The organism is Nostoc sp. CCY0012 (assembly GCF_963920855.1).
Lineage (GTDB): Bacteria > Cyanobacteriota > Cyanobacteriia > Cyanobacteriales > Nostocaceae > Cyanocohniella.
The window spans coordinates 50,081-73,044 of sequence record NZ_CAWUDM010000007.1; the positions used below are offsets into that span (position 1 = coordinate 50,081).

Below are 22,964 nucleotides of genomic sequence, written 5' to 3' on the forward strand. Positions count from 1 at the left end.
ATTGGAAACCTACTGTAATCAGCCTGCACAAAGTTAAAGTTTGTGTCTCCACTAACAATGTGGAGGCGCATAATTGGAAACCTCTTTCATCGTCTATCCCCAGTGCATCTAAAAATTGTCTCCAATAACAGCGTGGAGACTTTTTCATAAAAATTCGTCAATCGCATCACAAACAGACGATTTTTTACTCCTTCCCAACAATAATAAAAAGAAATAAGAATAAACCCAGCTTGTACAATTGCGCGCACAACAGAGGGAATTTGCAATGCATATACCCGAATTATTCCCCCACTTCTTCATCCTCCAGCGATTAGTGGATGGTTCCCTCAACCAGAGCCAAAACCTAATTACAGCAATGCGACGCTGGATTTTAATCAATTGGTTTTATGGAGAAGCAAGCAAAAATTTGGAGTGCGATCGCTATACTGGTATAACCTTCAATGAATGGAGCGAATACTTTTTTAATCAAGACCTATTCCATCTGCAACCATCATTTCAATCGGGACATCCCCTTGGTCGTTTATTGGAGAAAAATGACGAAATCTTCAAACCCCATCATCCCCTCTGCCCCTGTTATAAAACGACTGTCGATTGGTTACGATTTTATAATATTAATGTTGATGAGTGGCTGGAGGAATTACAAGAAAATATTTATATATCCCAAGAAACGATTATTAAAGTAATTCACCATCGTCTGTTTGCTAAAGTGAGAAAAAGCCTACAGGCAGATATCAATACTTTGATAGCTAAAGGATGTCTCAAATGCGAAACATCCCTATTTAAAAAGCAAAATATTATCTATCGAGTAGATAAATTACCCGATTGGCTGTGTACCAAGGTTGCTAAAAAGCCAATAAATTGGAGTGGATTTTTTCCCGAATTAAATCCTACTGAAATGGCAGATTTAGCCCAAGCCTTGGATATGTTGAGTTTTCTCGACCCCAAATTAGCACCGATTGCCGATAAAATTTCTGGGGAAGTTTACGGAACTCGACGGATATTTTTGCACGTAGATTATATTTTATCTGAGGATAACCAGCTTAATACTGATAATTTACAAGAGGAATTACAAGCAAATTGGCAAAGTCGGGAAATTAAACCAATATTTTTAAACTATGCTAGCGCTCGTTGTGGTGATAAAAAATGCTTGGTTTATCCGGTGTGTATTTATTACCTGCAAAGGGCAAAATATCTTTGTGGTTATGGGTTAAATCCTCAAGGTGATGTGAATTGGTACATTTATCGTTTGGAACGGATTAAATCATTTGCCTTTGTGGATTGGTCAAATCAAATTATTCCCCCACAAATGTTAGATAAATATCTCAATAATCAACTACCAGAGCCAGATGATGTGGAAAAAGAAATCAGCAGTGCTTGGGGATTTGAAATGAATAAACCTCCTCACTTCATGTTGCTGAGATTTAAGCACGATTATCACCAACGCTACATTAAAAATACCTTTCGTCATAACACGTTTACTTACATAAAATCACCTGCCAAACTAGCACAAATAATTCATCATTATACAAGTAATCCCCAGGAAGAAAAATTATTAAATACTATTGTAACAAAACATCCTGACGATGCTTATTACAGTGTCATCTATCGCGCCAATGATAATAATATCATCATGCGTTTGCTTGCTTGGGGTGCTAATGTTGAGGTTTTATTGCCGATGGAATTACGAAAACACATCGCCAAGAACATTCGTGAAGCGTATACATTTTATGATTGTTAGCTAATTTTATATCAAGTAAGTCGGTGAGAAAAATTCAATGTATATCAAGAAATAGGAATTTAAGCTAGGGTGTGTTACACCGTAGGCTAAGAGGGTGTTTCAAAAGTCTACGGTTGTATGAAACCACCCTGCCTAACCTCCTTTCAAAAGGGGTGAATAACCTGTTCAAAGTCCTCCTTTTTAAGGAAGATTTAGGAGGAAATAAAGTTTTTAAACATCAGCCATCACTTTTCAAATATCTTCTAACGCATCTCTATGATTGATGATAAATCGGTGCGTTGCGCTGCCTTATAACGCACCCTAAATTTACTTCCGGGAGCCGGTACTACGTTTTCATATAAAATCCCCGTCTTAAGGCCTCAATTCGTTTGTGAATTGGCGGATGGCTATGTTTTAACCAATGAAAAACCCCGGTTTCTTCTTTCATTTCCACTCGTATCCATAAAGTTGACATTTCTTCACGGTTCTTTTTTGGTGGTTGAAAGGGAAGTCTGTCCAAGGTGGCGAGTGCTGATACCATCGCGTCAACGCTGGTGAGTCTTGCAGCAACAGCATCGGCGTGATATTCTCGCCAACGACTGTGCCAAAAGGTCAGTAATGTCACCAAAAGTTGGGTCATTGATGGTAATAACATTAATACTAGCCAAATTACAACACCAATGAAAAAGCCCGTTGCGTGTTGCCAATTTCCCAACAAACCATAAATTAAACCCGCAATTAACATTAATAAAGCTGCAAATCTACCTAAATACCAAACAACCAATAGCATGGGTCTAAAAAGAGTCATCATTACCCCACCCCAGGTTGCGGAAAGTAAGGTTTTTGCCATCGTATCTAAGTTAGCAATATGGCCGATTTCATGAGCCATAACCGCAGCTACTTCTTCCCGATTTAAATTTTTAATTAAACCTGTAGTTGCAACTACCATTGAATACGAGCGAGTAGCACCAACTGCATAAGCATTGGGATTATCATCACACAATTCAATTCCCACTACAGGAGTTTTGGGGATATTTTCAGCGATCGCAATATCTCGAATTGTGCTACACAACCATTTTTCTGTATCTGAATACAGCCCTTTTTCATCTACTAAAAATGGATTAATCACCCGAATGTTTCTTTGATTGATGTAAGTAGGAACTGCGGAAAAGTATCGGTAACTTGTAGTAACAACCCAATAAAGACTGGGAAATCCAATACAAACCAAGAAAAACAACCCCAGAATAAAACTTAATGCGCCCTGCTGAAATAACAGTAAACCGTAATAGCTGGCACACAAACCATAAATCAAAACTATCAAACAAAATAGTGCCATAATCGCAATTACAGCTAAATTACCGCCAGCATTTTTAAATCTCATCTCTTGACTCCATTTAGTTAAATTACAGCTAGAAAATTTTCAATGCTGTAACTTACCATCCCTATGGAAACTCGCCTTTCCAAGCAGGAACTAAACTAAAACCTGGATTCTCCCAATCAAAAATCCTCAATCCCATCGGTTTTATGGAAGCAATAATTAGTGAATTTTTGGCTTTGCACAATTTTCAACGAGCCTGGGAAAAAGTTGCAGAGAAACGCGGCTGTGCGGGTATCGACAGAGAAACCATCGATGATTTTGCTCGTAATCAAGCATTAAATATCTATGAATTACGCAATACAGTTGCTAATGGTAGCTATGAACCTCTACCTTGCAGACAAGTTGTCATACCCAAACGTAATGGTAATTTACGAGAATTAAAAATACCAACAGTACGCGATCGCATTGTTCAACAAGCGCTATTAAATGTATTTTATCCCGTCTTGGAGTCCAAATTTTCGAGTGCAAGTTTTGCCTATCGTCCCAATTTATCCTATCTGAATGCAGTGGAAAAAATCGCCGACTTTCGTGATGAAGGTTATATTTGGGTCTTCGATGCTGATATCGTCAAATTTTTTGATAATATCGAACATTCCCGCTTATTACAACAAATTAGACTCCATCTCGACCATCCCGGTATTTTATGTTTGATTAAATCCTGGGTATCAGTGGGTGTACAAACCGATGCGGGTTTAATCTTCTCTCAAAAAGGTATTCCTCAAGGTGCAGTAATTTCACCAATCTTAGCCAATATTTACCTGCATGAGTTTGATGAAATGATCACCGCCAGTAATTTACAACTTGTGCGTTATGCTGATGATTTTGTGGTTTTAGCACGTACCCATGCAGAGATTTTGACAGCGCAAACAGAAATCATCAATTTATTAGCTGGGATGGGATTAGAGATACATCCCGAAAAAACCAGAATTACTAATTTTGAGCATGGATTTTGTTTTCTCGGTCATGGATTTATAGATAACGCGATTTTTCCCATCGATACAAACCGCACCAAATTTACAAATAACTCACTTCCCCAACCACAATCAAAGCAACGTAAAAAAAAACGCCTCCGCGCCAATTAGCACCGCAAATTGAGAGGTTGCAGTTAGATACAGAACCAAACCAAGAACTAGAAATTTTAGCACAAGGACAAGAACATCAAATTGCATTCCTCCATCAACCTTATTTAGTGGAAACAGATATCACCACAGACAAGGAAATTATCTCTGATGATGGTGATGACAAACATAGTCCTTTACAAAAAAACATTTGGAATCAGGAAATGGCTGCAATTTATCTGCTCGAACAAGGAACAAGTATCTATAAAGACCACCTCCGTTTTATTATTCATGTCAGCGAAAAACCCAAGCTGGAAATACCAATTCGTGAAGTCGAACAAATCATGATTTTTGGCAATATCCAACTCTCTACTCCCGTGATTAATGCCTGTTTTAAAGAAAAAATTGCTGTATTGTTTCTCAATCAACTGGGTCAATATCACGGACATTTAGCCAGTGAGGAATCTACAAATATAGATAATCATCTCATTCAAATGCAACGACGCGATGACGACTATTTTCAATTTCATGTGTCCAAGGCGATCGTTTATGGAAAATTAACCAATTCCAAGCAGTTATTAATGCGCTTTAATCGCAAACGCAAAATAACAGCAGTAGAGCAGGCAATATATGGCATCAGCAAAGATATTGACTCTTTAGAATTAGTTGAGAATTTAGATTCTCTACGCGGTTATGAAGGTATCACAGCCGCAAGATATTTTCCGGCTTTTGGACAGTTAGTTACTAACCCCAATTTTGAGTTTTCTCTCCGCAATCGTCAACCACCAACAGACCCGATAAATTCTCTCTTAAGTTTTGGTTATACACTGTTATTGAATAATGTCATGAGTTTTATTGTTGCGGAAGGACTTTCACCATATATCGGTAATTTTCACTATGGGGAAAGACAAAAGTCTTATTTAGCTTTTGATTTAATGGAGGAATTTCGGTCTGTTATTGTCGATAGTTTGGTTATGAACATAATTAATCATTCTGTGTTTAAACCGCAGGATTTCGATATTTTAGATAGTACGGGAGGAGTGTATTTAAATCAATCAGCAAGGCGAATTTTTCTCCAAAAATTTGAAGCCCGAATGAATGAAGAAACATCCCACCCCGATTTACAATCTCAAGTCGCATACCGTCATGCAATTCAATTACAAGTCAGAAGATATAAACGTTGTTTATTATCGGATATTCCCTATGCAGCATTTTTAAGACCTTCTTAATTTTTTTTAAAGTTGATTTAAAAACCCTGATTTTACGAAAAGCCTGTAGGGGTTTAGGAATCCTAAACCCTATGGTGGAATATGATGGGATTTGTGTTAAATAGTTTTATAATACCAGTAAAATAACTTGTAGTTTCATTAATTTATACTTTTTATTTATCTAAATGTTAGTCGTTGTTGTATATGATATTCCTAATGACAAAAGGCGCACGAAGTTATCCAATTTTTTAGAAGGTTACGGGCGAAGAGTCCAGTTTTCTGTATTTGAGTGTTTTTTGAGTTTGGAGGAAATGCGACAACTTTATATAAATGTGAGAAAGTTAGTTAAACCTGCGGAGGATAATGTGCGCTTTTATTGGATATCCCAAGAAGCCGTTGAGAGGGTGTTAACAATCGGTGGTGAAGCACCCCAACCACCGCCAAAGTATTATGTAATCTAGGTTTGAGGCTTTTATGGGTTGTGTTCTTTGATTCCCCATCGACACCAGTCAGAGAATCGCCCAAACCCCATATTTTTCGTTGAGTGGTGTCGATTGCTTATAGGGTAAGCTTTTGAGGTGTGTGTATGTTTCGTTTTTTGGATAAATGTATTATCATTTTACCAGTGGTGTCGATTTGTGGTCTGAAACCCTTACTGGGTAAGGGCTGCTAGACGAACTCCCCACCGATTGGGTTAATTCGGAATAATTGGAAACATATTTCCCACCGGACAAGAAGAATTTTTGCATTTTTCCCCACCGATTGGGTTAATTCGGAATAATTGGAAACACAAACTGCCTTTGCGATTGCAAAGGTTCGTTTAATCCCCACCGATTGGGTTAATTCGGAATAATTGGAAACTTTTCTGACACCTTTGAGTGTCAAGTTCCCATTGACCCCACCGATTGGGTTAATTCGGAATAATTGGAAACCTGAGACTTCAAAATAAATCATTACTTGACTTAGTGACCCCACCGATTGGGTTAATTCGGAATAATTGGAAACATTCTATTCCCATCACGTCGAGATCTACCCGCCAACCCCACCGATTGGGTTAATTCGGAATAATTGGAAACGAAGCATCAGCTTCGGAAAATCCATACAGTTCACATAAGCCCCACCGATTGGGTTAATTCGGAATAATTGGAAACGTAAATCTAGTGCTTCCATAGTTCTGCCTACCCATTTTTCACCCCACCGATTGGGTTAATTCGGAATAATTGGAAACGAATGCTGTAATGTTTGAGCATATTCCCTCACAACCCCACCGATTGGGTTAATTCGGAATAATTGGAAACCATGGACACAGACATTTTCCATATCCACCTGAAAATCCCCACCGATTGGGTTAATTCGGAATAATTGGAAACCCGATGATACGGGTGTAGTTCTTGTCCTTGCCCTGACCCCACCGATTGGGTTAATTCGGAATAATTGGAAACCAAAAATCCAAATTTTTGTCTCCAATAATAAATAATCCCCACCGATTGGGTTAATTCGGAATAATTGGAAACGTATGTATCGTTGTCTGCTTTTGCTGCTAATAACCCCCACCGATTGGGTTAATTCGGAATAATTGGAAACTTTGGAGGCAATGACTTAACCAGCTCCACCGTATCGACCCCACCGATTGGGTTAATTCGGAATAATTGGAAACCTGACGTAATTGTGACGATTCCACACGCAATTGAGACTCCCCACCGATTGGGTTAATTCGGATAATTGAAGAAATTATGATACCTGAAACTGTAATGATTATTATGAAAAGGCAGTTTCAGGTATTTTTAATTATTAATAAAAATCAACTATTAATAAAAATCAACTATTAATGAAAACAATCGATATAGTCTTCATAGCACTCAATAATATATCTGTACTAAATACTCCTCATAAACAAACGATACCTTGCGGTAAGCTTTCCTTCTCTACGAGAGGCTGCGCCCTAAGCGTAGCTATGCCGCAGGCTTTACGAAACGCTGCGCGGACGCTAACGCAACACCTTAAATTGATGGGTGTGTCACCAAACTGTTAGGCGATCGCTTCTTTTGGAAACCCGCGTTTCCGAGCATAGGTTTTAATAAACCATATCAAAGTCCAAACCCAAACAGAAAGCAGTTGGGAAAAACCTATGCTTACATCTCGTCGTGTCTTGATTTTTGCAGACAGCGATAATACCTACCTAGCAGCACAAAGCTTCAACAGAAAAATCGACTGGCAAAAAATATGTAACTACCTTGCTAATCCCCAAGAAGGTAGAGAATTAATCGAAATGGTGATTTATGTTGGTTTACCACCAGCTAGAGAAAGATTTGAAGAACAACGCAAAACCAAAGAAAAATTTGTATATTGGGCTAAAAATAACGGCTTTTTAGTAGTTGCAAAGGAAGGAAAAGCCAAAGGAGAAGAATATGAAACCAACATCGATGTTGTCATGGCAATGGATGCAATCGAATTAGCATTAGAAGTCAAACCCGATATCGTTGTCTTGGTGACAGGAGATTCAGATTTTGCCTATTTAGCAGAAAAGTTGCGACGAAGAGGAATGCGAGTAGAAGTTGCATCTGTAGAACAGTCATTAGGTAGTGAGTTAAAAAATGCCGCCAACAGTATTATCGACTTAATAGAAGTATTTGACTCATTTAACCCTCAAAATAGTAATCAAACATTCCACAGAATCGGTAATGCCAACATATTTGATTAATTCTAATATTAATTAATTTGGCAATTAATTAAACCAGTCATAAAATCACAGCAATCATGCGAACAATCAACGGTAAATTGATTATCCAAGAAATACACGATCCAGATAATGTAGAAAAACAAATAATGAAATTTAGTCAACAGCAAAACGAAAAATATCACCAGGAACTCAACAATATCCAAAATCACCTCAGCAAACTAGACAAAAGATGCATCCTTCTCGAAGAAGCGATCGCTCGACAGTTTATCCAGTTTCTCATCATTAATATTTGCGGGGTGATTGGATTATTTTTTCTATGGTTTTGGTTTAATGCCAACCACCAAGAAGGCAATCAACCTACAAAACAATCAACCCAGGCAACAGTGCAGCAACTACAAAAATAAACTAGTACAGCACGGCGTAAATAAGCATACCCTTTGAAATCGTCAAACGTCAAACAGCCTGTTTGATAAGCTTTTTGACTTTTGACTTCCGCGCAGCGGTACTAGCGGCTAAATACGAAAATACATATCAAGGAGAAAATATGCGGGCAGTAATCAATGGTAAATTAGTGGATTTACCTCAAGGTACAACAGTAGAACAATTGCGGAAAAAGTTTCCCGAAATTGGCAACGATGATGTCATGGAAGAAGGTTTTGGTGGAACTAAACCTTTAAAAAATAATGAAGCTCTCAAAGAAGGCTCAAAAGTATGGAGTGTACCCAAAATTGTCAAAGGTACGGGAGATTTTATTTTGTAGTGCAAGTACCTTACACACTTTATACAACGGGAAATTTCTAACTTCCACTATCTATTTTTTTCAAAATTGACATCTTATCAAGGTTTTTTGCTTCCTAACGCTAAATAACTTGAACGCAAACAGGTAAATTATGACAATTACAATTACTCAGGACAAATTAGAATTTCAACCAACTTCAAGATTAATTGAAGAACTCAAAATTTTAGAAAAACTAGCCAAGAATATTATCGTTGGTAATAAAACAATTGAACATCTCAGATATACGGCAATTTTAATCAAAGGAATGCCCCTTTCATCCCAAAAATTCACCGTTTCCAACAGCGATGTTTTATTTCTACTACCACCTGAATATCCCCAACTACCACCCATCGGTTGCTATCTCAATTACCCTTGGAACACCACCGGAGAAGGAGATCATCACTTCACCAGACAAAGCTATTATGGAGCGCCATTTTTAAGCGATGAGGGATGGTATTGGTACTGTGTTGGACTCGGAGGAGGATTTAACCGTGAAGTCTGGTTAAACTCATGGAAACCCAGTCAAAAAGTCGATAAAGGACATAATTTAGCGACACTATTTGTTACCGCCCGTCATGCAATTAACAGTGACGATTGATTGCAATAAATACGTGATGACTCTCACCACTAATGCAGAGGTCTAGATGGAATTAAATAAATTTAGGGGTTTAAGCCACCTGCTTCTGTCAAGTAGCGCCTTTTGTGTCGTGGTCTAAATACCTTGAAGTTTTGTGGAGGTAAACCGTCCCCACAAACTTCTCTACGAGACGCTCCGCGAACGTCACAGAACGTAATTGCGAATTGCGAATTCTTTTAATCACACTTCAATAAAATTGCGAGAAATATCCAATGAAATATCAGAATAAACTCCCAGAATACTTACTACACATACCTCCAAAAATGTGGCAGGAATTTTGCAAAAGTATGTTAGAGTCTCGAAATATTAACGAAGAAGTTATTGGCTTCTTTTTCTGTAAAAGCCATCAAATTTCCCAACTCAAGATTCGCTACATTCCTAAAGCTTGGGTAGTTCCTTTACAAGATTGTTACGAATTACAATCGAATAGTGGCTTAGTATTAGCACAAAAATTCCATTCCTACATATTAGAAAAGTATCTTCAAGATGGACTGCATGTGGTTCATATTCACACCCATATTGGCGAGTTCATGCCTGAATTTTCATCTGTTGATGATTATTATGAATCTGAATATGCTAATTTTCTGACTCGTAACTTTTCTCAAAAAATCCGGTTAATTTCTGGAGTTTTCAACCAATCACTACAAAAAGGTAAATTCCGAATCTGGAACAGAAAAGGTAAAAATTATTATCATGTTGATTTTCATAATACATACTTAAAAACAAATAATTTTGATGCCAGTTTCGCTTCAGATGCAGTACAAGAAGAATTTGAGCAACCATTTAATAGTCAATATCAAGATAGATTTGATAATACGACAATTTTAAGTTCCTTCTCCAAAAATTTAATGCAATCCACGACGAAATCAATTTTTAGCCAGCAAAAATCCTATAATAATCAAAATCTGATGTTTGCCAGACAAAGAATATTTGGTGATGTCTGTCAAAAGCAACTTCACGAACTCAAAATCAGCCTGATTGGTTGCGGTGGAATCGGTGCAAATTTTGCCGAATCATTAGGGAGATTGGGAGTAAAAAATTGGGTTTTAATTGACAGCGATCGCCTGGAAACAGTCAATCTCAATCGAATGCCAGGAGCCACCCAAAAAATGGTCGAGCAACAATGGTATAAAGTCGATTATATCAAATATTTAATTAAAAAAATCTACCCCACAGGTTCCAATGTCAAAGCTATCCCCACATCATGCGATCTCGAAATAGCTCAAACAGAAATAGCCGGATCTGATTTAATTGTAGTGGCAACAGATAATCATCTCTCCCGCAAACAAGCCCAGGAATTAGCATTGACATATATGCGTCCTCTGGTTTGTCTGGGTACTCACATCGATATCAACCCGTCTGATAACCACGAATGTTTTGTCGTGTCACCGTTCCACCTTTGGGGGGTGGTTGGTGTTTGATGTGTGGTAATATTATTAGCCTGCAAAAAGCAGCCGTCGAATCCGCACCAGCACAAATCAATCAAATGGTGAATCGCGCAGGCTATATAGAAGGAGTCAACGACCCAGCAGTATTCTGGTTAAATAGTATTTGTGCGAGTACCGGAGTCGGTGTAATTCACGGTATGGTAAGCGGTTTTCTCAATTTAGATGCTGGCATTGATTGGATTTACGAGTTTCCTAATTCCGTTTGGCATCAAACAGATACAAAGTATTTAGAAACACCTGATTGTTATTTCTGTTCTCACTCTAACGGCTTAACAACAGAGAGTGAAGATATTGATACAGAAAGCGATGTTGACAATATGGACTATTGGTAGTGGTTCATGGCAATGTGAATAAATATTCTCAAAGCTTAACTCAAGGATAGTTCCTGTAAACATCCTTGATCATCGAAACTACCCAATTAACCGCAAAATCTCCTGAACATCCATAACCAAATTGTTTCCTAATGTTGCTAGTCATGCCATTAATGAAGAGGTCTCGATTCAAACCTGCCAAATTATTACCTTGGAGTATTGAGGAAATCCCCGTGACTAGGCCAGAAGATGTTCCGCTGTCAATATTTTTTCCTTCGAGACTACAGATGATGATAGTTTCAGCTAAAGTAATACCAAAATTCTTTGCAGGAGTTACATGATTTGCGTAAAAAAGATATTGAGATGCTTGTGAACCATAATTAACTATCTTGATATATGCATATCTATCTTGCGAGACCATTGGTGTGGTAACCAATTCTGTTTTAACTCCTGTATTTTCTCCTTTACCTAATAGCTTCCAGCCTCCAGAATAGTCATATATGTAAATGTCAAAATCCGAGATACGACTGTGATTTTTGAGTGTAAAAACTCCAAAGCTATAAGCAGGCACTTTATACTTATAGTAAGTAACACCTTGAGGATTGAGGGTTTCATAGTAATATCTATTATTTTGATGCTCAAATTCTGTAAATTCCTGTGCATTAGCAATACCTGGAGAAGTCATACATACGCTGAATGCCGCAATACCTGCAAGTAATTTCTTCATTTTGCTGTTTCCTTATTTAGCTCACTTAAGTTTCAATAAATTAGTTAGTGTAACCATAAATAGAGCGATTGATATCAGCCAAAGACTTGAAACTTTATTTTGAATAACTTCTGTTTTCAGGATGAATCAGATGAAACTTTGGTCTATACCACAATTAACATTGGTTGGAGCCTATAAAAATACATCATGCGCGAATGACGAAATGATTATCTGCTGATGTTTAGTCTGTAGTAGAGTTAGCAGTATCTATTTCCTGTGTTGTTGGCTCAAAGTTACGAGGCGCATAAAAACAGTATAGTAACCATTTTTATTGAAGCAGTGATAACGTGCGATCGCTGAATATCTAATGAATTTCGTCAGTCGCATCAAATAGCCATTGTCTGATTGTGATTATCTGTAAACTTATAAATGTTAAAACGCAAAATACACATTTGAATCGAGGACTTAAATTTATGAGTAATATCGACAAACCCATCAATAATGAATTTGCTTCAGATAACCTTGAAGTAGTGAGTATTAGTGCAACTAATACTATGACGACTTCAACAGTAAAAACTCCTTTAAATGAAGTAGAACAATTTGGCAGTGACTTGGAAAAAGCTACTAGAGTTCGCAGAGAAACTGCTAAAATTTTAGATGAAATAGCAGAAATCCTGATGAAAGCTGAAAATGCAGGTGAACATACTTCTGGGAAATTGGGATTTGAGCAGGATATTACATATCTTAATAATGTTAGTGAAAACTTGCGCCAAGGTAGATTCCGCTTGCTCGTGCTAGGAGATATGAAACGAGGTAAAAGCACCTTATTAAATGCCATTATTGGGGAAAAAATTTTACCAACAGGTGTCAATCCTTGCACAGCAGTGCTTACTATTGTTCGCTATGGTGAAAATAAACAAGTAACTATTCATTTTAATGATGCTAAACCACCTGAATCAATGGATTTTGACACCTTCAAAAAAGGTTATACTATTCCTCCCGATGAGGCTAAAAAGTTGGAAGAAGAAGGAATACCAGCATTCCCAGATGTAGAATATGCCGTTATTGAGTATCCCCTAGACATTTTAGAGAAGGGAGTAGAATTGATCGATAGCCCTGGTTTAAATGATACTGAAGCCCGTAACAATTTAGCTTTGGGTTATATCAATAACTGTCATGCTATTCTTTTTGTTCTCTCTGCTACACAGCCCTTGACTCAAGCAGAACGTCGTTATTTAGAAAATTATATTCACGGCAGAGAATTAGCTACTTTTTTTCTCATTAACAATTGGGATTTAATTGCCCAAAAAATCGAGGATGAAGATGAATTGCCATTAGCCGAGAATACACTGCGTCAGGTATTTCAAAGCAATCTGTTTGCTTACTGTCAAGTCAATGGCAGAAACCTTTACGAGCAACGAGTATTTGAGCTAAATTCTTTAGCAGCTTTTAAAGCCCGCACCAAAAATCCCTCTGGTTCACTAGAGGGGACTGGGTTCGATAAATTTTTTGATGTCTTACGCCCTTTCCTTACTCAAAAACGAATTATTGCCGAGCTACTAAATGTCAAAGGTTTAGTTCGTCAAATTTATCATCAGGTTCATGAAACAGTAGGAATACGTATAACTTTGTTAGACTCAGGAGTAGAGGAACTCAAACAGAAAATCTTAGATGTTCAACCTGAATTTAATCAGTTGGTTGAGATTAGGGATAGATTTAAACATGAAATTCGCAATCAATCAGAACGCTACGCCAACGAATTGGCAGATGATTTTTGTAACTATTTATCTAACTTAGATAGTACATTTGAAACTGATTTTGCTCCGTACCAACCTGACTTGAAAGTTTTTGATTTACTTAAAGGTGGTAAACGAAAAGAGTTTCAAGAGAATTTGGAGCAGGCATTTAATCGATATTCTAATGACAAGATAGCAGACTGGACTAAAAAAGCCGAACAAAAACTGAAAGAGGCTTTTTCTCAAATTGCTAAAAGTGCCGAAAGTTATGGCGATGCTTATACCCAAGTGACAGATAAAATTTATGCAAAACTGAATGAACAAAAAATAGAAACAGGAACAGTTTCTTCTGAAGAACGATATCCAGGGTGGACGAGATGGGCCGGGGCTGCTGCTGGGATATTTTTAGGAAATCCTGCGGGGGCTGCTTTAGTAGGTTTTGGCGCTCTAGATTGGAAAAGTTTAATTGGTCAATTTCTTACTGCTGTAGGAGCTAATATCTTTTTACTATACGGTGGTGGGACTTTTTTAGGACCAATAGGTATAGCTTTAGCTGGTTTAGTTGCAGGTGCTGTGCAACTACGATTAGCAAGAAATAAGTTAGTCAAGTTAACTAAAGAAAAAATGAAAGAGAGTTTGCCGAATGTTGCTAAGGCAGAAAGGATCAAAGTTTATAATTTCGTGAAAGAAATTTTTAATAATTTTGAGAATGAAGTTACTCAAAGAATCGACAGTGACATTTCTTCTCGTAAACTAGAGCTAGAGGAGCTTCTCGCTCAAAAAGCGTTTCAAGAAATTGACAAAACCGCAGAAGTTTCTCGCTTAAATACTCTCGATAGCCAGATTCTTACTCAATGGAATGCTGTAGAAGCTATTACCGACAAACTGCTAGAAGAAACTTTTTAAGCTGAAGTTTCCCCGTGCAGATGTACTAATATAGCCTGTAAAGTTGATTGAGCAGTAAACTACCCACCACCATATTACTTTTAGTAATTGGTGGTGGCTTTAAAAGGTTATTTGCTCTCTACATACATACTGATTCACCCCATTTGAGTTTAGGCGATCGCACTTCCCAATCATCCACCATTGTAAACTCTTTAATTGTGCCATCATTCATTATTCCCCAAGTTATTCCACAGCCTGGAGCAAAAGTACTGCCAAAAGAAACAGAATTGACTGAACTACATTTAGTGATAATCTCCTGGCTGATACTTTTCATAAATTGTGGCGAATTTCCAATGGTTTGTATACCAGTTATTAACTCACGTCCATTACGTCTATAACCACCAAGATGAAAGATATATTCTATGTTTCTACCTGGTGGTAAATTCAAATACCTTTCTGAATTATCTCTTGTCCAATTCTGTTGAATCACAACATAAGGAACTTGTTGTATGCGATTTTTAGCATTGCTAATCGCTGCTTTACAAGCTTCAACTTCAGTTTGAGATAATGCCGGATTTTGAGGGCTGAATATTGATAAATTACCAACTAATAGACTATTGAGAATAGCAATTTTAATCCAATTAAAAGTAAATAATTTCATGCTAAAAACATCCTGGATTGTGTTATTTAAATTTCTATGAATGAGTAAGGAATACTCTCTTAAAATTTGTTAATTTTTACCTAAATATCAATCATAATTATTGTTACTTATCGTCGCTCACCTGTATGGTGTATCTATTAGAAGTTTGATACTTATGAATCTACCAGTGACGATGCAAGAAAAAGATTATAGTTATGCGAATAACGAAATTAATTAAAAATTTTGTGATCGCACATTCAATAGACTGAAAATTTTTCCAGAACCCTTACTAGATGTTCATTTGATTTAAGGAATACAATTGACCGCAATCCTGTTAGAGTCTGCTTTTCAAAGGATGGGTGTTGTTGATGAGTTAAGAATATGGTATCGGCGATCACACTCATCAACCCAAAAGTTGTGGTTGAAATTCTGATTATTTCGTCAATTTACAAAAGCTTTTGATCTGCTTACATTAACTGGTAACTGAAACCTCCGCGTTGCTAAATAACGCAAAAAGCTTTGTAAAGAAAATATATTACCAGCTTCAAAATATCCAGTTATCCCCATTGCTTATTCCCGACAGACACATATAAAAATGTCAGCAGATAATCAATTTGTCATTCGCATAAAAACTACTTTCAAAAAATTTTAGCAATGCTAATTGTATTTATAGATAACAGTTCAGACATTTTTTAATGAACTGAAGCAATCTATTTGTCTATTTCTACCTGAAAACTAAAACTGGTCACCCAACTTCAGACAATAGGAGAATTAATCATGTCTAAAATCCTCAAATCTTCACTAACTCTTTGCTTGACTGCATTGATTTTAAGCAGCCTTTATCAGCGTCCAGCTTCAGCTAACCCATTTCGCTTTTTGCAAGATATTAACAATACAATTCGCACAATAGATAGTACTGTGAAAACAACTAACACTTCAATTCAAAATTTAAGCAACACTTTAGGTATCCAATCTCCTGGTACAAATAGCAAAGATCCAACCCAACAACTTCTAGGAGTTTACGAAACTTGGTATAAAGGATTATCAAGCTCAGATCAAGAAATAGTTGCTTGGTTAGTCATGCAACACGCTAAAAGTCAGACTGTCACCTTTGAAACTATTTCTAACAGCGAATGGTTCTTACAAAAACCAATCACTGACCAGTCTCAAGTTTCATCTTTATTCTTTAAACTACAGCAAGTTATAGACGCATCTGCTCATGAAAGAAGTCGATTTTTATCCTTTGCATTTTGTGTTAATAGTGGTGGTAATAATTGTGGCTCTTAGAATAAACAGTTAACAACTATCATCCAAAAGCATTCAATGTCGGGAGTTATTTATTCTTCAAAAATTTTGACTTCCGACTTCCTATTTAGAGCGAAGCGATATAACTCTTGTGGAGGGAGCATATTACCTGCCCAAAACATGAAAATATACCAAAATAAAATGATAACTGTTCACTGATAAATGAATAATTATATGATGATTAAACAAAAACGATTAATTATTAGTTTTTTTTCATTATCTTGCCTGAATCTGCATATTTTTTCTGACTATCGTATAAATAAGGCTTTAGCAAATAAAACACAAACTAATTTTAGTCATTTTCAGTTAGCCTCTCTTCCTCCTTGGGAAAGACCAACAAATAGCAATGCACCCTATTTTTTACCTCCTTGGGGTCTGACAGTTAAAGATTTTGTTGTCACTCGCCAAATGCCATTGAGTTCTGGTCAAAGAGAAGTTCTTTTAGTTTCACCATCTACAGGTTCAGAGCAGCGTTTATTTATTAACTTACCAAATTCTGCTAACTTTGAACTACACGAAATCGCATTTAATCGGGTATTAATTTCAAGTGATACTGTTCCATTTAAAAATCAACAACTGCAAGCATCACTCCAAAACTTCCAGGTGAAATTTTCTCGCAACTCATTATCAGAAGTGGTTTTATCGGATGGCACAAAAGCACAGATTAGAGCTAATGCTGCTACTATCAAGTCACCAAGTGGAAAAACACTAGAAACTTTTCAGTTATTAGGAAATGTAACTAATCAAAAAATTGCTGATATTCCCCGTCAAAAGTCAAACAAGTTAGTCCCATACTCACCTAATTCTTTTTATCAAATCGCACGCTCTCAGACATCAACTACTTGTCAAGACAATGCCCAAAAATCGATAAATCAAATCTCTACATCTATGGATTCTTGGTCTAGTCAGATGTCACAATCTTCTTCAGAGCTAGTCCAGGCTTTGGGTTGGGCAATTGGTCATGGTTCCGCTGCATTACAAAATTCTGCAACTATTGATGGTTCTGGTTTACCAGAATTAACCTGTAGATCACCTGTGCAGTGTGAGGAGAGACGTGTAAGCGGTGGTAGTGAAATTAGAACTGACCTTTTTGACATTCCTCAGAATGTAAGTGGTAGTGAGGTTGTCTTGACTTATGAATTTTTTACCATTCCCGATAGCTTGGAGATGTATTATGATGGCAACCGCATTTTCTCTGTAGGGCCAACAGGAGGACAAGGTAAAAGAACTTTTAGATTACCAGCCACAGCCCGACAAGTAGGGATTACAGTCAAGGGAAATGATAATCCAAATACTCGATGGTGGTATGTGATTTCTTGCATTTCTGTTCCACCTAGTGATTTATTTGCTGAAAAACCGTGTAAGAATGTTCCAGAATTCAATCTTAAAGAACATCCATATCTTACTTCTTCAGATCCAGCTAACGATCCAAGATTCAAAGACAGCTGGCATGAATATTCTAGAGAAACTCAAATTTGTGCAACTTCTGACCCAAATTGTACAAGACAGAACATTTATCAGCTAATGCTTTCCCAACGCAGATTTGTTGCCCCATTTATTTCTAAAAATTTGCAGAACTTGCCTATGCAAAACTGTACTAGAAGTGAACTCAGACCACAGAGTTATCTTCCATATTTGATAAGAATTATCCCATTTCTTCCAGTTGATATATTCCGCAGCCCAGACCCAATTACAACTCTTATAGATGCGAATAATTATTCAGCTATGAACCATACATTAAAAGGTCATGGCTTTCATCCAGGTAGAATTACAAGAACTGTCGTTGAAAAACATGGATATATTTTGGTTGTAACTGAGGGTATAGGTATAGGCCCTAACAAGAATCCTAATATCGTTATGGGTCCTATCATCTTTGGTAACATAGATAATGATTTTAAAGATTATGTTAAAAACAAATTCCTCAATAAGTAAAACTTAACTAAAAGTCAGGCGGAGTCCAAGCTTCGTCCCAGTTTTCCCCCTTGCTCCCAGCAAAGCTGTCCCTTTTCCTCTTGGTGACCGATAATTCAGGCTTTGAGGCATCTTGGGCTTAACGTACATTCCTGTTCCATTGCTACGACAGGGCGAAGCTTAAATTTCAGTAAGTATTAATTGCATTAATACTCAGTAAGTTTCAATTTTTTACCAAACCTTCTAAGATTAGTATGTCGATATCAAAAATGATATCAAATGCATGACCAAAAATCCCCACCCAGCGAGATGATCCGTGTACCCGTACCACTAATTGGGGTGGTTCGGCGACTATCAAAGTTACACAGGCAAGGGCATACAATTGCCTTGCTACAAGCCTTAGAGGAATTAATAGGAGAATTTGATAGCAAAAATGATATCGATATAACAACAGGTAGCAAACAAGTTTTACAATTGCAGCAGAAGTTGGAGGAATTGGAATCCCATCTTGCTGATAGAGATAAGTTGCTGGAAACCAAGCTTGAAACAATGAACAAACAGCTAGAACTAATCGAACGCGCAATCGCCTCTGGACGATCTACCAATACCAGACCGCGCAGACAAGTATACTCACATCAGCAACCACAAGTTGAACTGCAACCCAGGACAAACACAAGTCTGGCCCAAAGACTAGGTGTTACTTCCCAAAGCCTGATCACTGAAAGAGAAAAACTCAGCACGAAAGAATTTTTCAGCTATACGCGCCACCGCGACCCCATGAGTACGGGATGGAAATGGAATGCCAACACTGGACTTTATGATCCTGTCAAGTGAGGAGATGAGAGTCCCGCGCAGAAATCCGGCAATCGCCACTTAAAAATTCAATTCCAACTCCTGCCGAGGTTTTCTCCGAGAACCAGGAATAATTAACTTTTGAACAGCACGTTTTTTAGTTTGTTCATCGCGGCGGTCGTATCTGGCAGTTAACTCAGGACTAACATGACCAGCCAGCTTTTGCACCGTGGAAATATCGACACCAGAGTCCAACAGTTCCGAGATAAAAGTGCGGCGGAAATCGTGAGCCGAAAAGTCAGTAACTCCCACTTGCTGCCCACGTTTTTCTAAAATGAACAACACCGCCTGAGATGTTAGCCGCCGTAGCACCACCCGCCCACCTTTGTTGACATGACACAGCAGAGGGCCATCTGTAACTCCTCTGATGCTGAACCAATCTGACAACACCTCTAAACCGCTATCGGGTAAATATACAGTCCGGTCTTTTCCACCTTTACCCCCACGAACTGTTAAAGCGCTTGTATTTTCATCAAAGTCACTCAAATCTAAATTCACTACTTCCGAGCGCCGCAATCCGGCACCGCGCAGGATAGTGATCAAAGCAGCATCTCTGTAACCAGTGGGTGTAGGGTCATCAAAACAAACTTGTATCAAAGCAGCAATTTCTGTGGCTGAGAGGGCGCGTCCCCGCAACTGCTTAGTGACCTTAATATTAGGAATATCCACAGCACGAGCAAAATCTTGAGCATTCATTAACTCTAACCGTAAAGCTTCTTTTAAAACTCGCCGCAAAGCACAAAGCATCTTATTGGCATAGGCAGGACTGTTATTTTCAATCAGCACAGCGCGTACCGCCGCAGTATGTTTATAACGCAGCGCTGCCCAGTTGAGAGTCATGGCATCACAACTGTCATTGGTGAGTAATCGAGCGATCGTATTGAGAGCATGGCGCATAGCTGGACGAGAACCAACGCCCAGCGATGCCAAATAGACAGCCGCCGGATGCTCAATGAGGGGAGTAGGTGCAGCCAGCGCCAAGGGAGAGGTGAGGGAGTGGGTGTCAGTGGATTCAGGCATTAACTAGCTAGAATATGAGTTCTCACAAGCCATATTCTCATAACTCATTTTCCCACCAATCAGCTCAAAGATGTAAGGCATTGACAACAACCAGCAAAATAGCGATCGCTAAAGCGTAAAGCCCTAAAGCCATAGCACGCCCTACAGCTCAACCTCTCTTTGAGGGGTTGCCCCAAAATTTGTTTCGGGGCAGGGATTTTCTGAATGCATCTGAGTGGGAGTGAGGTTTGGAGATTAAAGCCCTAATTTTTCTCTAGCTACTGCCTCATCTTTGAAACCTACCAGCACGGCTGTTCCATTTTTAACGAAAAGCGGACGCTTGAGCAGCATTGCATCAACAGCGAAGGCATCAATCCACTGTTCGTCAGTCCAACTCTTTTTTTCATCACCTAAAGCGCGGTATGACTGGCCGGAGGTATTCCGCATGGGAGCAAAACCCAAGGACTTCACCCAGTTTTGAATCATGTCACGAGTTGGCGGCGTTTCTTTGGTGTTAATGAATTCATAGTCAATGCTGTGATTTTGCAGCCAGGTAAAAGCTTTTTTGCAAGTGCCGCAGTTGGGGATACCGTAAACTTGAAGGGACATAATAATATTAATCAACAGTTTCCATGACATCTATATATATAGCTATTGAACCGAAATCTGCGCGAAAACGGAAATAGAGTCTAGAAAGGCTTGTTCTAGGGGTCATCGTGGCAAAATAGAACAATGGTAAATAAATTTACAAATACTGCCAAACCGTGTTTAGTCTGCGCGATTACCAACAGGATTTAGTTTCAAAAACGTCAGCAGCTTGGTCTTCTGGAATTAGAAAAGTATTGCTGCAACTAAGCACGGGTGGTGGCAAGACTATTATTTTTGCAGCTGTGGCATCTCAGTTTACAGACCAAGGAATGGGTGTGTTGGTAGTTGCTCATAGGGAAGAGCTTATTATCCAGGCGGTTGAGAAACTGGAAGCAACCACAAAAGTACAACCAGGCATTATCAAAGCAAAATACAAGCCTACTGATTCGTTAATTCAGGTAGCAAGTATTCAAACTCTTTCTAGTCGCAAAACTTACCCTCCTGCAAAGCTTGTCATTATTGATGAAGCTCACCATTCTTCAGCTAATAGTTACCGTAAATTGCTAGATGCTTATCCAGATGCGCTCATTTTAGGACTGACTGCCACACCAAGACGTGAAGATGGTTATGGATTGCGAGATATTTTCGACCACCTAATTGGCTCAATTACCACTAAGGAATTAATAGCTCTTGGATACTTAACAGACTACAAATTGATAGCAGGTTTTAAATATTCTCAGCATAAAGTTCCTAAAAAACGCGACTTTACTAGAAAAGAATTAGAAGCAGTTGCTTCTGACTACAAACCATCTGAAGTTTTGAAGCAGTGGAAAAATTTTTGTGCTGGTAAAAAGACAGTTATTTTTGCAGTCAACGTCATGCACTCTAAAGAGATTACCGCAGTATTTTATGCTGATGGCATTACCTGTGAACATCTTGATGGAGATACACCCAATAATGAACGTAAAGCAATTTTAGATAGATTTCGTAGTGGTCAAACACAGGTTATTAGCAATTGTGCAATTCTGACGGAGGGATTTGATTGCCCTGACTCTGGGGCGGTGGTGATTGCTCGACCTACTAGCAGTGTTACTCTCTGGCTGCAAATGATTGGTAGAATCTTACGTCCTGCACCGGGAAAAGATTATGCAATTATCCTAGATATGACTGATAACTGGTTTAGGCTGGGCCGTCCCTGTGACAACAGAAAATGGAGTCTAGACCCAGTATCCTGTGACCCAGATACCCAAGGGGTGAGATGCTGCCCGCACTGTCACCATGTTTTTAAACCAATGGCAGCTTTAATTCGTACCAAAGAATACTTTAATTCTCAAACAGCAGAGTTTGTCATCCAATATGAAGTAGATTGTCCTAATTGCGGTAAATCTTTTAAATGGGTATTAGAAGAATCTTCTCTCACCGAAAATGAGGGGGTGCCAGTAATTGTTTCTAACTCTGATATTGAATTTAAAGAAGTTCCGCCTGAAGTCCGTTCCGTTTTACTGCGCCCAATTATTGAAGCCAAAAAGCGCAAGTTTAGAAACCAAGAAAAAAGATTATTTTTTTATAGTTCCACAATTATCAACTGGTTTTTTAATTGCCAAGAAGTAAATTTGACAGAATTAATTTACGCTATTCAGTTAATTGAGTGTCCAGAAGAAATATTTGAGTCGAGCATAGAATTTTTAGCATATCGGGTTCGCCACGCTCGTGAATGGGAAGACGTGACCAAAATTATGTCTCATCGTCCAGACAATGTGAAAAAAGTTATTTGGAGTAGGTTATCTAGCCGAGAAAAAGACTTTTTTAAAAGAATGAAAGACAAGTATGAAAATGAAACTCAGGAATGGTTGACTGAAGAAAATTTAGGATTAATAGCGGAGTATTTGGAAGCTTGTCAAGACATTGAAATGTTTTCTTCTTTATGGAAAATTTATCAAAAAACATCTGTTAAAATAGCAGCATCAAGGCTAAGTGGTGATAAACGCAACCAAATCAATCAGTGGATTACTCAGCTAGATACAGCTAAGATCCCTTGACTAAACCTAAATGCAGCTTGAGAGCAGCATCAACTAATCCTATGAAATCTTGATTCAAACACCCTACCATATCTCCCAAAATACATAG

Annotated in this window: 18 protein-coding genes, 1 pseudogene and 1 CRISPR repeat array; of the genes and pseudogenes, 14 read left to right on the top strand and 5 right to left on the bottom strand. The window is 38.1% G+C overall.

The annotated features are described in order from the left end of the window. The first annotated feature begins 265 nt into the window (after positions 1 to 265). Complete coding sequence (locus ACM0OS_RS03160; RefSeq protein ID WP_414541697.1) at positions 266 to 1,738, top strand: TIGR03985 family CRISPR-associated protein; 1,473 nt, start codon at positions 266 to 268, stop codon at positions 1,736 to 1,738. Positions 1,739 to 2,063: 325 nt separating this feature from the next. Here the strand turns inward: ACM0OS_RS03160 and ACM0OS_RS03165 are convergent, their stop codons facing one another. After that, on the bottom strand, positions 2,064 to 3,098 hold the full coding sequence (locus ACM0OS_RS03165) for a M48 family metallopeptidase (RefSeq protein ID WP_414541698.1): 1,035 nt from the start codon (positions 3,096 to 3,098) through the stop codon (positions 2,064 to 2,066). Positions 3,099 to 3,241: 143 nt separating this feature from the next. On the opposite strand from ACM0OS_RS03165, the gene ACM0OS_RS03170 reads away from it, so the two are divergent. The 8 genes and pseudogenes from ACM0OS_RS03170 (at position 3,242) to ACM0OS_RS03205 (ending at position 11,236) form a co-directional block, all read left to right on the top strand. Further along, on the top strand, positions 3,242 to 4,177 hold the full coding sequence (locus ACM0OS_RS03170; RefSeq protein WP_414541699.1) for a reverse transcriptase domain-containing protein: 936 nt from the start codon (positions 3,242 to 3,244) through the stop codon (positions 4,175 to 4,177). Between the two features lie 17 nt (positions 4,178 to 4,194). Continuing rightward, positions 4,195 to 5,382 carry a CRISPR-associated endonuclease Cas1 gene (gene cas1 / locus ACM0OS_RS03175; RefSeq protein WP_414541700.1) on the top strand — a complete coding sequence of 396 codons (1,188 nt, stop codon included), beginning with the start codon at positions 4,195 to 4,197 and terminating at the stop codon, positions 5,380 to 5,382. 164 nt (positions 5,383 to 5,546) lie between these two features. Next, the gene (gene cas2 / locus ACM0OS_RS03180) at positions 5,547 to 5,822 is read left to right on the top strand and encodes a CRISPR-associated endonuclease Cas2 (RefSeq protein WP_414541701.1); all 276 of its coding nucleotides are present in this window, start codon (positions 5,547 to 5,549) and stop codon (positions 5,820 to 5,822) included. Between the two features lie 219 nt (positions 5,823 to 6,041). Continuing rightward, positions 6,042 to 7,018: a CRISPR direct-repeat array (repeat unit 36 nt; unit sequence CCCCACCGATTGGGTTAATTCGGAATAATTGGAAAC). A gap of 471 nt (positions 7,019 to 7,489) precedes the next feature. Next, the gene (locus ACM0OS_RS03185) at positions 7,490 to 8,062 is read left to right on the top strand and encodes an NYN domain-containing protein (protein ID WP_414541702.1); all 573 of its coding nucleotides are present in this window, start codon (positions 7,490 to 7,492) and stop codon (positions 8,060 to 8,062) included. A 56-nt stretch (positions 8,063 to 8,118) separates the two neighbouring features. Continuing rightward, a complete protein-coding gene (locus ACM0OS_RS03190; protein WP_414541703.1) occupies positions 8,119 to 8,445 on the top strand; it encodes a hypothetical protein in 327 nt (108 codons plus the stop codon). 74 nt (positions 8,446 to 8,519) lie between these two features. Then, the gene (locus tag ACM0OS_RS03195; RefSeq protein ID WP_414541704.1) at positions 8,520 to 8,801 is read left to right on the top strand and encodes a hypothetical protein; all 282 of its coding nucleotides are present in this window, start codon (positions 8,520 to 8,522) and stop codon (positions 8,799 to 8,801) included. A gap of 130 nt (positions 8,802 to 8,931) precedes the next feature. Beyond that, complete coding sequence (locus ACM0OS_RS03200; protein ID WP_414541705.1) at positions 8,932 to 9,417, top strand: hypothetical protein; 486 nt, start codon at positions 8,932 to 8,934, stop codon at positions 9,415 to 9,417. Positions 9,418 to 9,668: 251 nt separating this feature from the next. Next, positions 9,669 to 11,236 (top strand): annotated as a pseudogene (locus ACM0OS_RS03205) (ThiF family adenylyltransferase). A 40-nt stretch (positions 11,237 to 11,276) separates the two neighbouring features. Here the strand turns inward: ACM0OS_RS03205 and ACM0OS_RS03210 are convergent. Then, a complete protein-coding gene (locus ACM0OS_RS03210) occupies positions 11,277 to 11,942 on the bottom strand; it encodes a hypothetical protein (protein ID WP_414541706.1) in 666 nt (221 codons plus the stop codon). A 452-nt stretch (positions 11,943 to 12,394) separates the two neighbouring features. Here ACM0OS_RS03210 and ACM0OS_RS03215 point away from each other — a divergent pair, with 452 nt between their 5' ends. After that, the gene (locus tag ACM0OS_RS03215; protein ID WP_414541707.1) at positions 12,395 to 14,563 is read left to right on the top strand and encodes a dynamin family protein; all 2,169 of its coding nucleotides are present in this window, start codon (positions 12,395 to 12,397) and stop codon (positions 14,561 to 14,563) included. Positions 14,564 to 14,681: 118 nt separating this feature from the next. On the opposite strand, the gene ACM0OS_RS03220 is transcribed toward ACM0OS_RS03215, so the two are convergent. Continuing rightward, positions 14,682 to 15,203: a hypothetical protein gene (locus ACM0OS_RS03220; protein ID WP_414541708.1), complete on the bottom strand. Its 522-nt coding sequence runs from the start codon at positions 15,201 to 15,203 to the stop codon at positions 14,682 to 14,684. Positions 15,204 to 15,959: 756 nt separating this feature from the next. Here ACM0OS_RS03220 and ACM0OS_RS03225 point away from each other — a divergent pair. The 3 genes from ACM0OS_RS03225 (at position 15,960) to ACM0OS_RS03235 (ending at position 19,232) form a co-directional block, all read left to right on the top strand. Beyond that, a complete protein-coding gene (locus ACM0OS_RS03225; RefSeq protein ID WP_414541709.1) occupies positions 15,960 to 16,469 on the top strand; it encodes a hypothetical protein in 510 nt (169 codons plus the stop codon). 192 nt (positions 16,470 to 16,661) lie between these two features. Further along, positions 16,662 to 18,419, top strand: coding sequence for a hypothetical protein (locus ACM0OS_RS03230; protein ID WP_414541710.1), 1,758 nt, complete (start codon positions 16,662 to 16,664; stop codon positions 18,417 to 18,419). Between the two features lie 258 nt (positions 18,420 to 18,677). Next, positions 18,678 to 19,232: a hypothetical protein gene (locus ACM0OS_RS03235; RefSeq protein ID WP_414541711.1), complete on the top strand. Its 555-nt coding sequence runs from the start codon at positions 18,678 to 18,680 to the stop codon at positions 19,230 to 19,232. 39 nt (positions 19,233 to 19,271) lie between these two features. Here the strand turns inward: ACM0OS_RS03235 and ACM0OS_RS03240 are convergent, their stop codons facing one another. Next, positions 19,272 to 20,270: a tyrosine-type recombinase/integrase gene (locus ACM0OS_RS03240; protein WP_414541712.1), complete on the bottom strand. Its 999-nt coding sequence runs from the start codon at positions 20,268 to 20,270 to the stop codon at positions 19,272 to 19,274. Positions 20,271 to 20,504: 234 nt separating this feature from the next. Beyond that, positions 20,505 to 20,858: a Spx/MgsR family RNA polymerase-binding regulatory protein gene (locus ACM0OS_RS03245; protein ID WP_414541713.1), complete on the bottom strand. Its 354-nt coding sequence runs from the start codon at positions 20,856 to 20,858 to the stop codon at positions 20,505 to 20,507. Positions 20,859 to 21,013: 155 nt separating this feature from the next. On the opposite strand from ACM0OS_RS03245, the gene ACM0OS_RS03250 reads away from it, so the two are divergent. Beyond that, positions 21,014 to 22,876 (top strand): DEAD/DEAH box helicase family protein, encoded by a 1,863-nt coding sequence (locus tag ACM0OS_RS03250; RefSeq protein ID WP_414541714.1) that lies wholly within the window; start codon positions 21,014 to 21,016, stop codon positions 22,874 to 22,876. Positions 22,877 to 22,964 lie beyond the last annotated feature (88 nt).

Excerpts from the sequence above, each read along its gene's own strand:
- ACM0OS_RS03160 (WP_414541697.1), top strand. The coding sequence starts at position 266 with ATGCATATACCCGAATTATTCCCCCACTTCTTCATCCTCCAGCGATTA.
- ACM0OS_RS03165 (WP_414541698.1), bottom strand. The coding sequence starts at position 3,098 with ATGAGATTTAAAAATGCTGGCGGTAATTTAGCTGTAATTGCGATTATG.
- ACM0OS_RS03170 (WP_414541699.1), top strand. The coding sequence starts at position 3,242 with ATGGAAGCAATAATTAGTGAATTTTTGGCTTTGCACAATTTTCAACGA.
- cas2 (WP_414541701.1), top strand. The coding sequence starts at position 5,547 with ATGTTAGTCGTTGTTGTATATGATATTCCTAATGACAAAAGGCGCACG.
- ACM0OS_RS03185 (WP_414541702.1), top strand. The coding sequence starts at position 7,490 with ATGCTTACATCTCGTCGTGTCTTGATTTTTGCAGACAGCGATAATACC.
- ACM0OS_RS03190 (WP_414541703.1), top strand. The coding sequence starts at position 8,119 with ATGCGAACAATCAACGGTAAATTGATTATCCAAGAAATACACGATCCA.
- ACM0OS_RS03200 (WP_414541705.1), top strand. The coding sequence starts at position 8,932 with ATGACAATTACAATTACTCAGGACAAATTAGAATTTCAACCAACTTCA.
- ACM0OS_RS03210 (WP_414541706.1), bottom strand. The coding sequence starts at position 11,942 with ATGAAGAAATTACTTGCAGGTATTGCGGCATTCAGCGTATGTATGACT.
- ACM0OS_RS03215 (WP_414541707.1), top strand. The coding sequence starts at position 12,395 with ATGAGTAATATCGACAAACCCATCAATAATGAATTTGCTTCAGATAAC.
- ACM0OS_RS03220 (WP_414541708.1), bottom strand. The coding sequence starts at position 15,203 with ATGAAATTATTTACTTTTAATTGGATTAAAATTGCTATTCTCAATAGT.
- ACM0OS_RS03225 (WP_414541709.1), top strand. The coding sequence starts at position 15,960 with ATGTCTAAAATCCTCAAATCTTCACTAACTCTTTGCTTGACTGCATTG.
- ACM0OS_RS03230 (WP_414541710.1), top strand. The coding sequence starts at position 16,662 with ATGATGATTAAACAAAAACGATTAATTATTAGTTTTTTTTCATTATCT.
- ACM0OS_RS03235 (WP_414541711.1), top strand. The coding sequence starts at position 18,678 with ATGCATGACCAAAAATCCCCACCCAGCGAGATGATCCGTGTACCCGTA.
- ACM0OS_RS03240 (WP_414541712.1), bottom strand. The coding sequence starts at position 20,270 with ATGCCTGAATCCACTGACACCCACTCCCTCACCTCTCCCTTGGCGCTG.
- ACM0OS_RS03245 (WP_414541713.1), bottom strand. The coding sequence starts at position 20,858 with ATGTCCCTTCAAGTTTACGGTATCCCCAACTGCGGCACTTGCAAAAAA.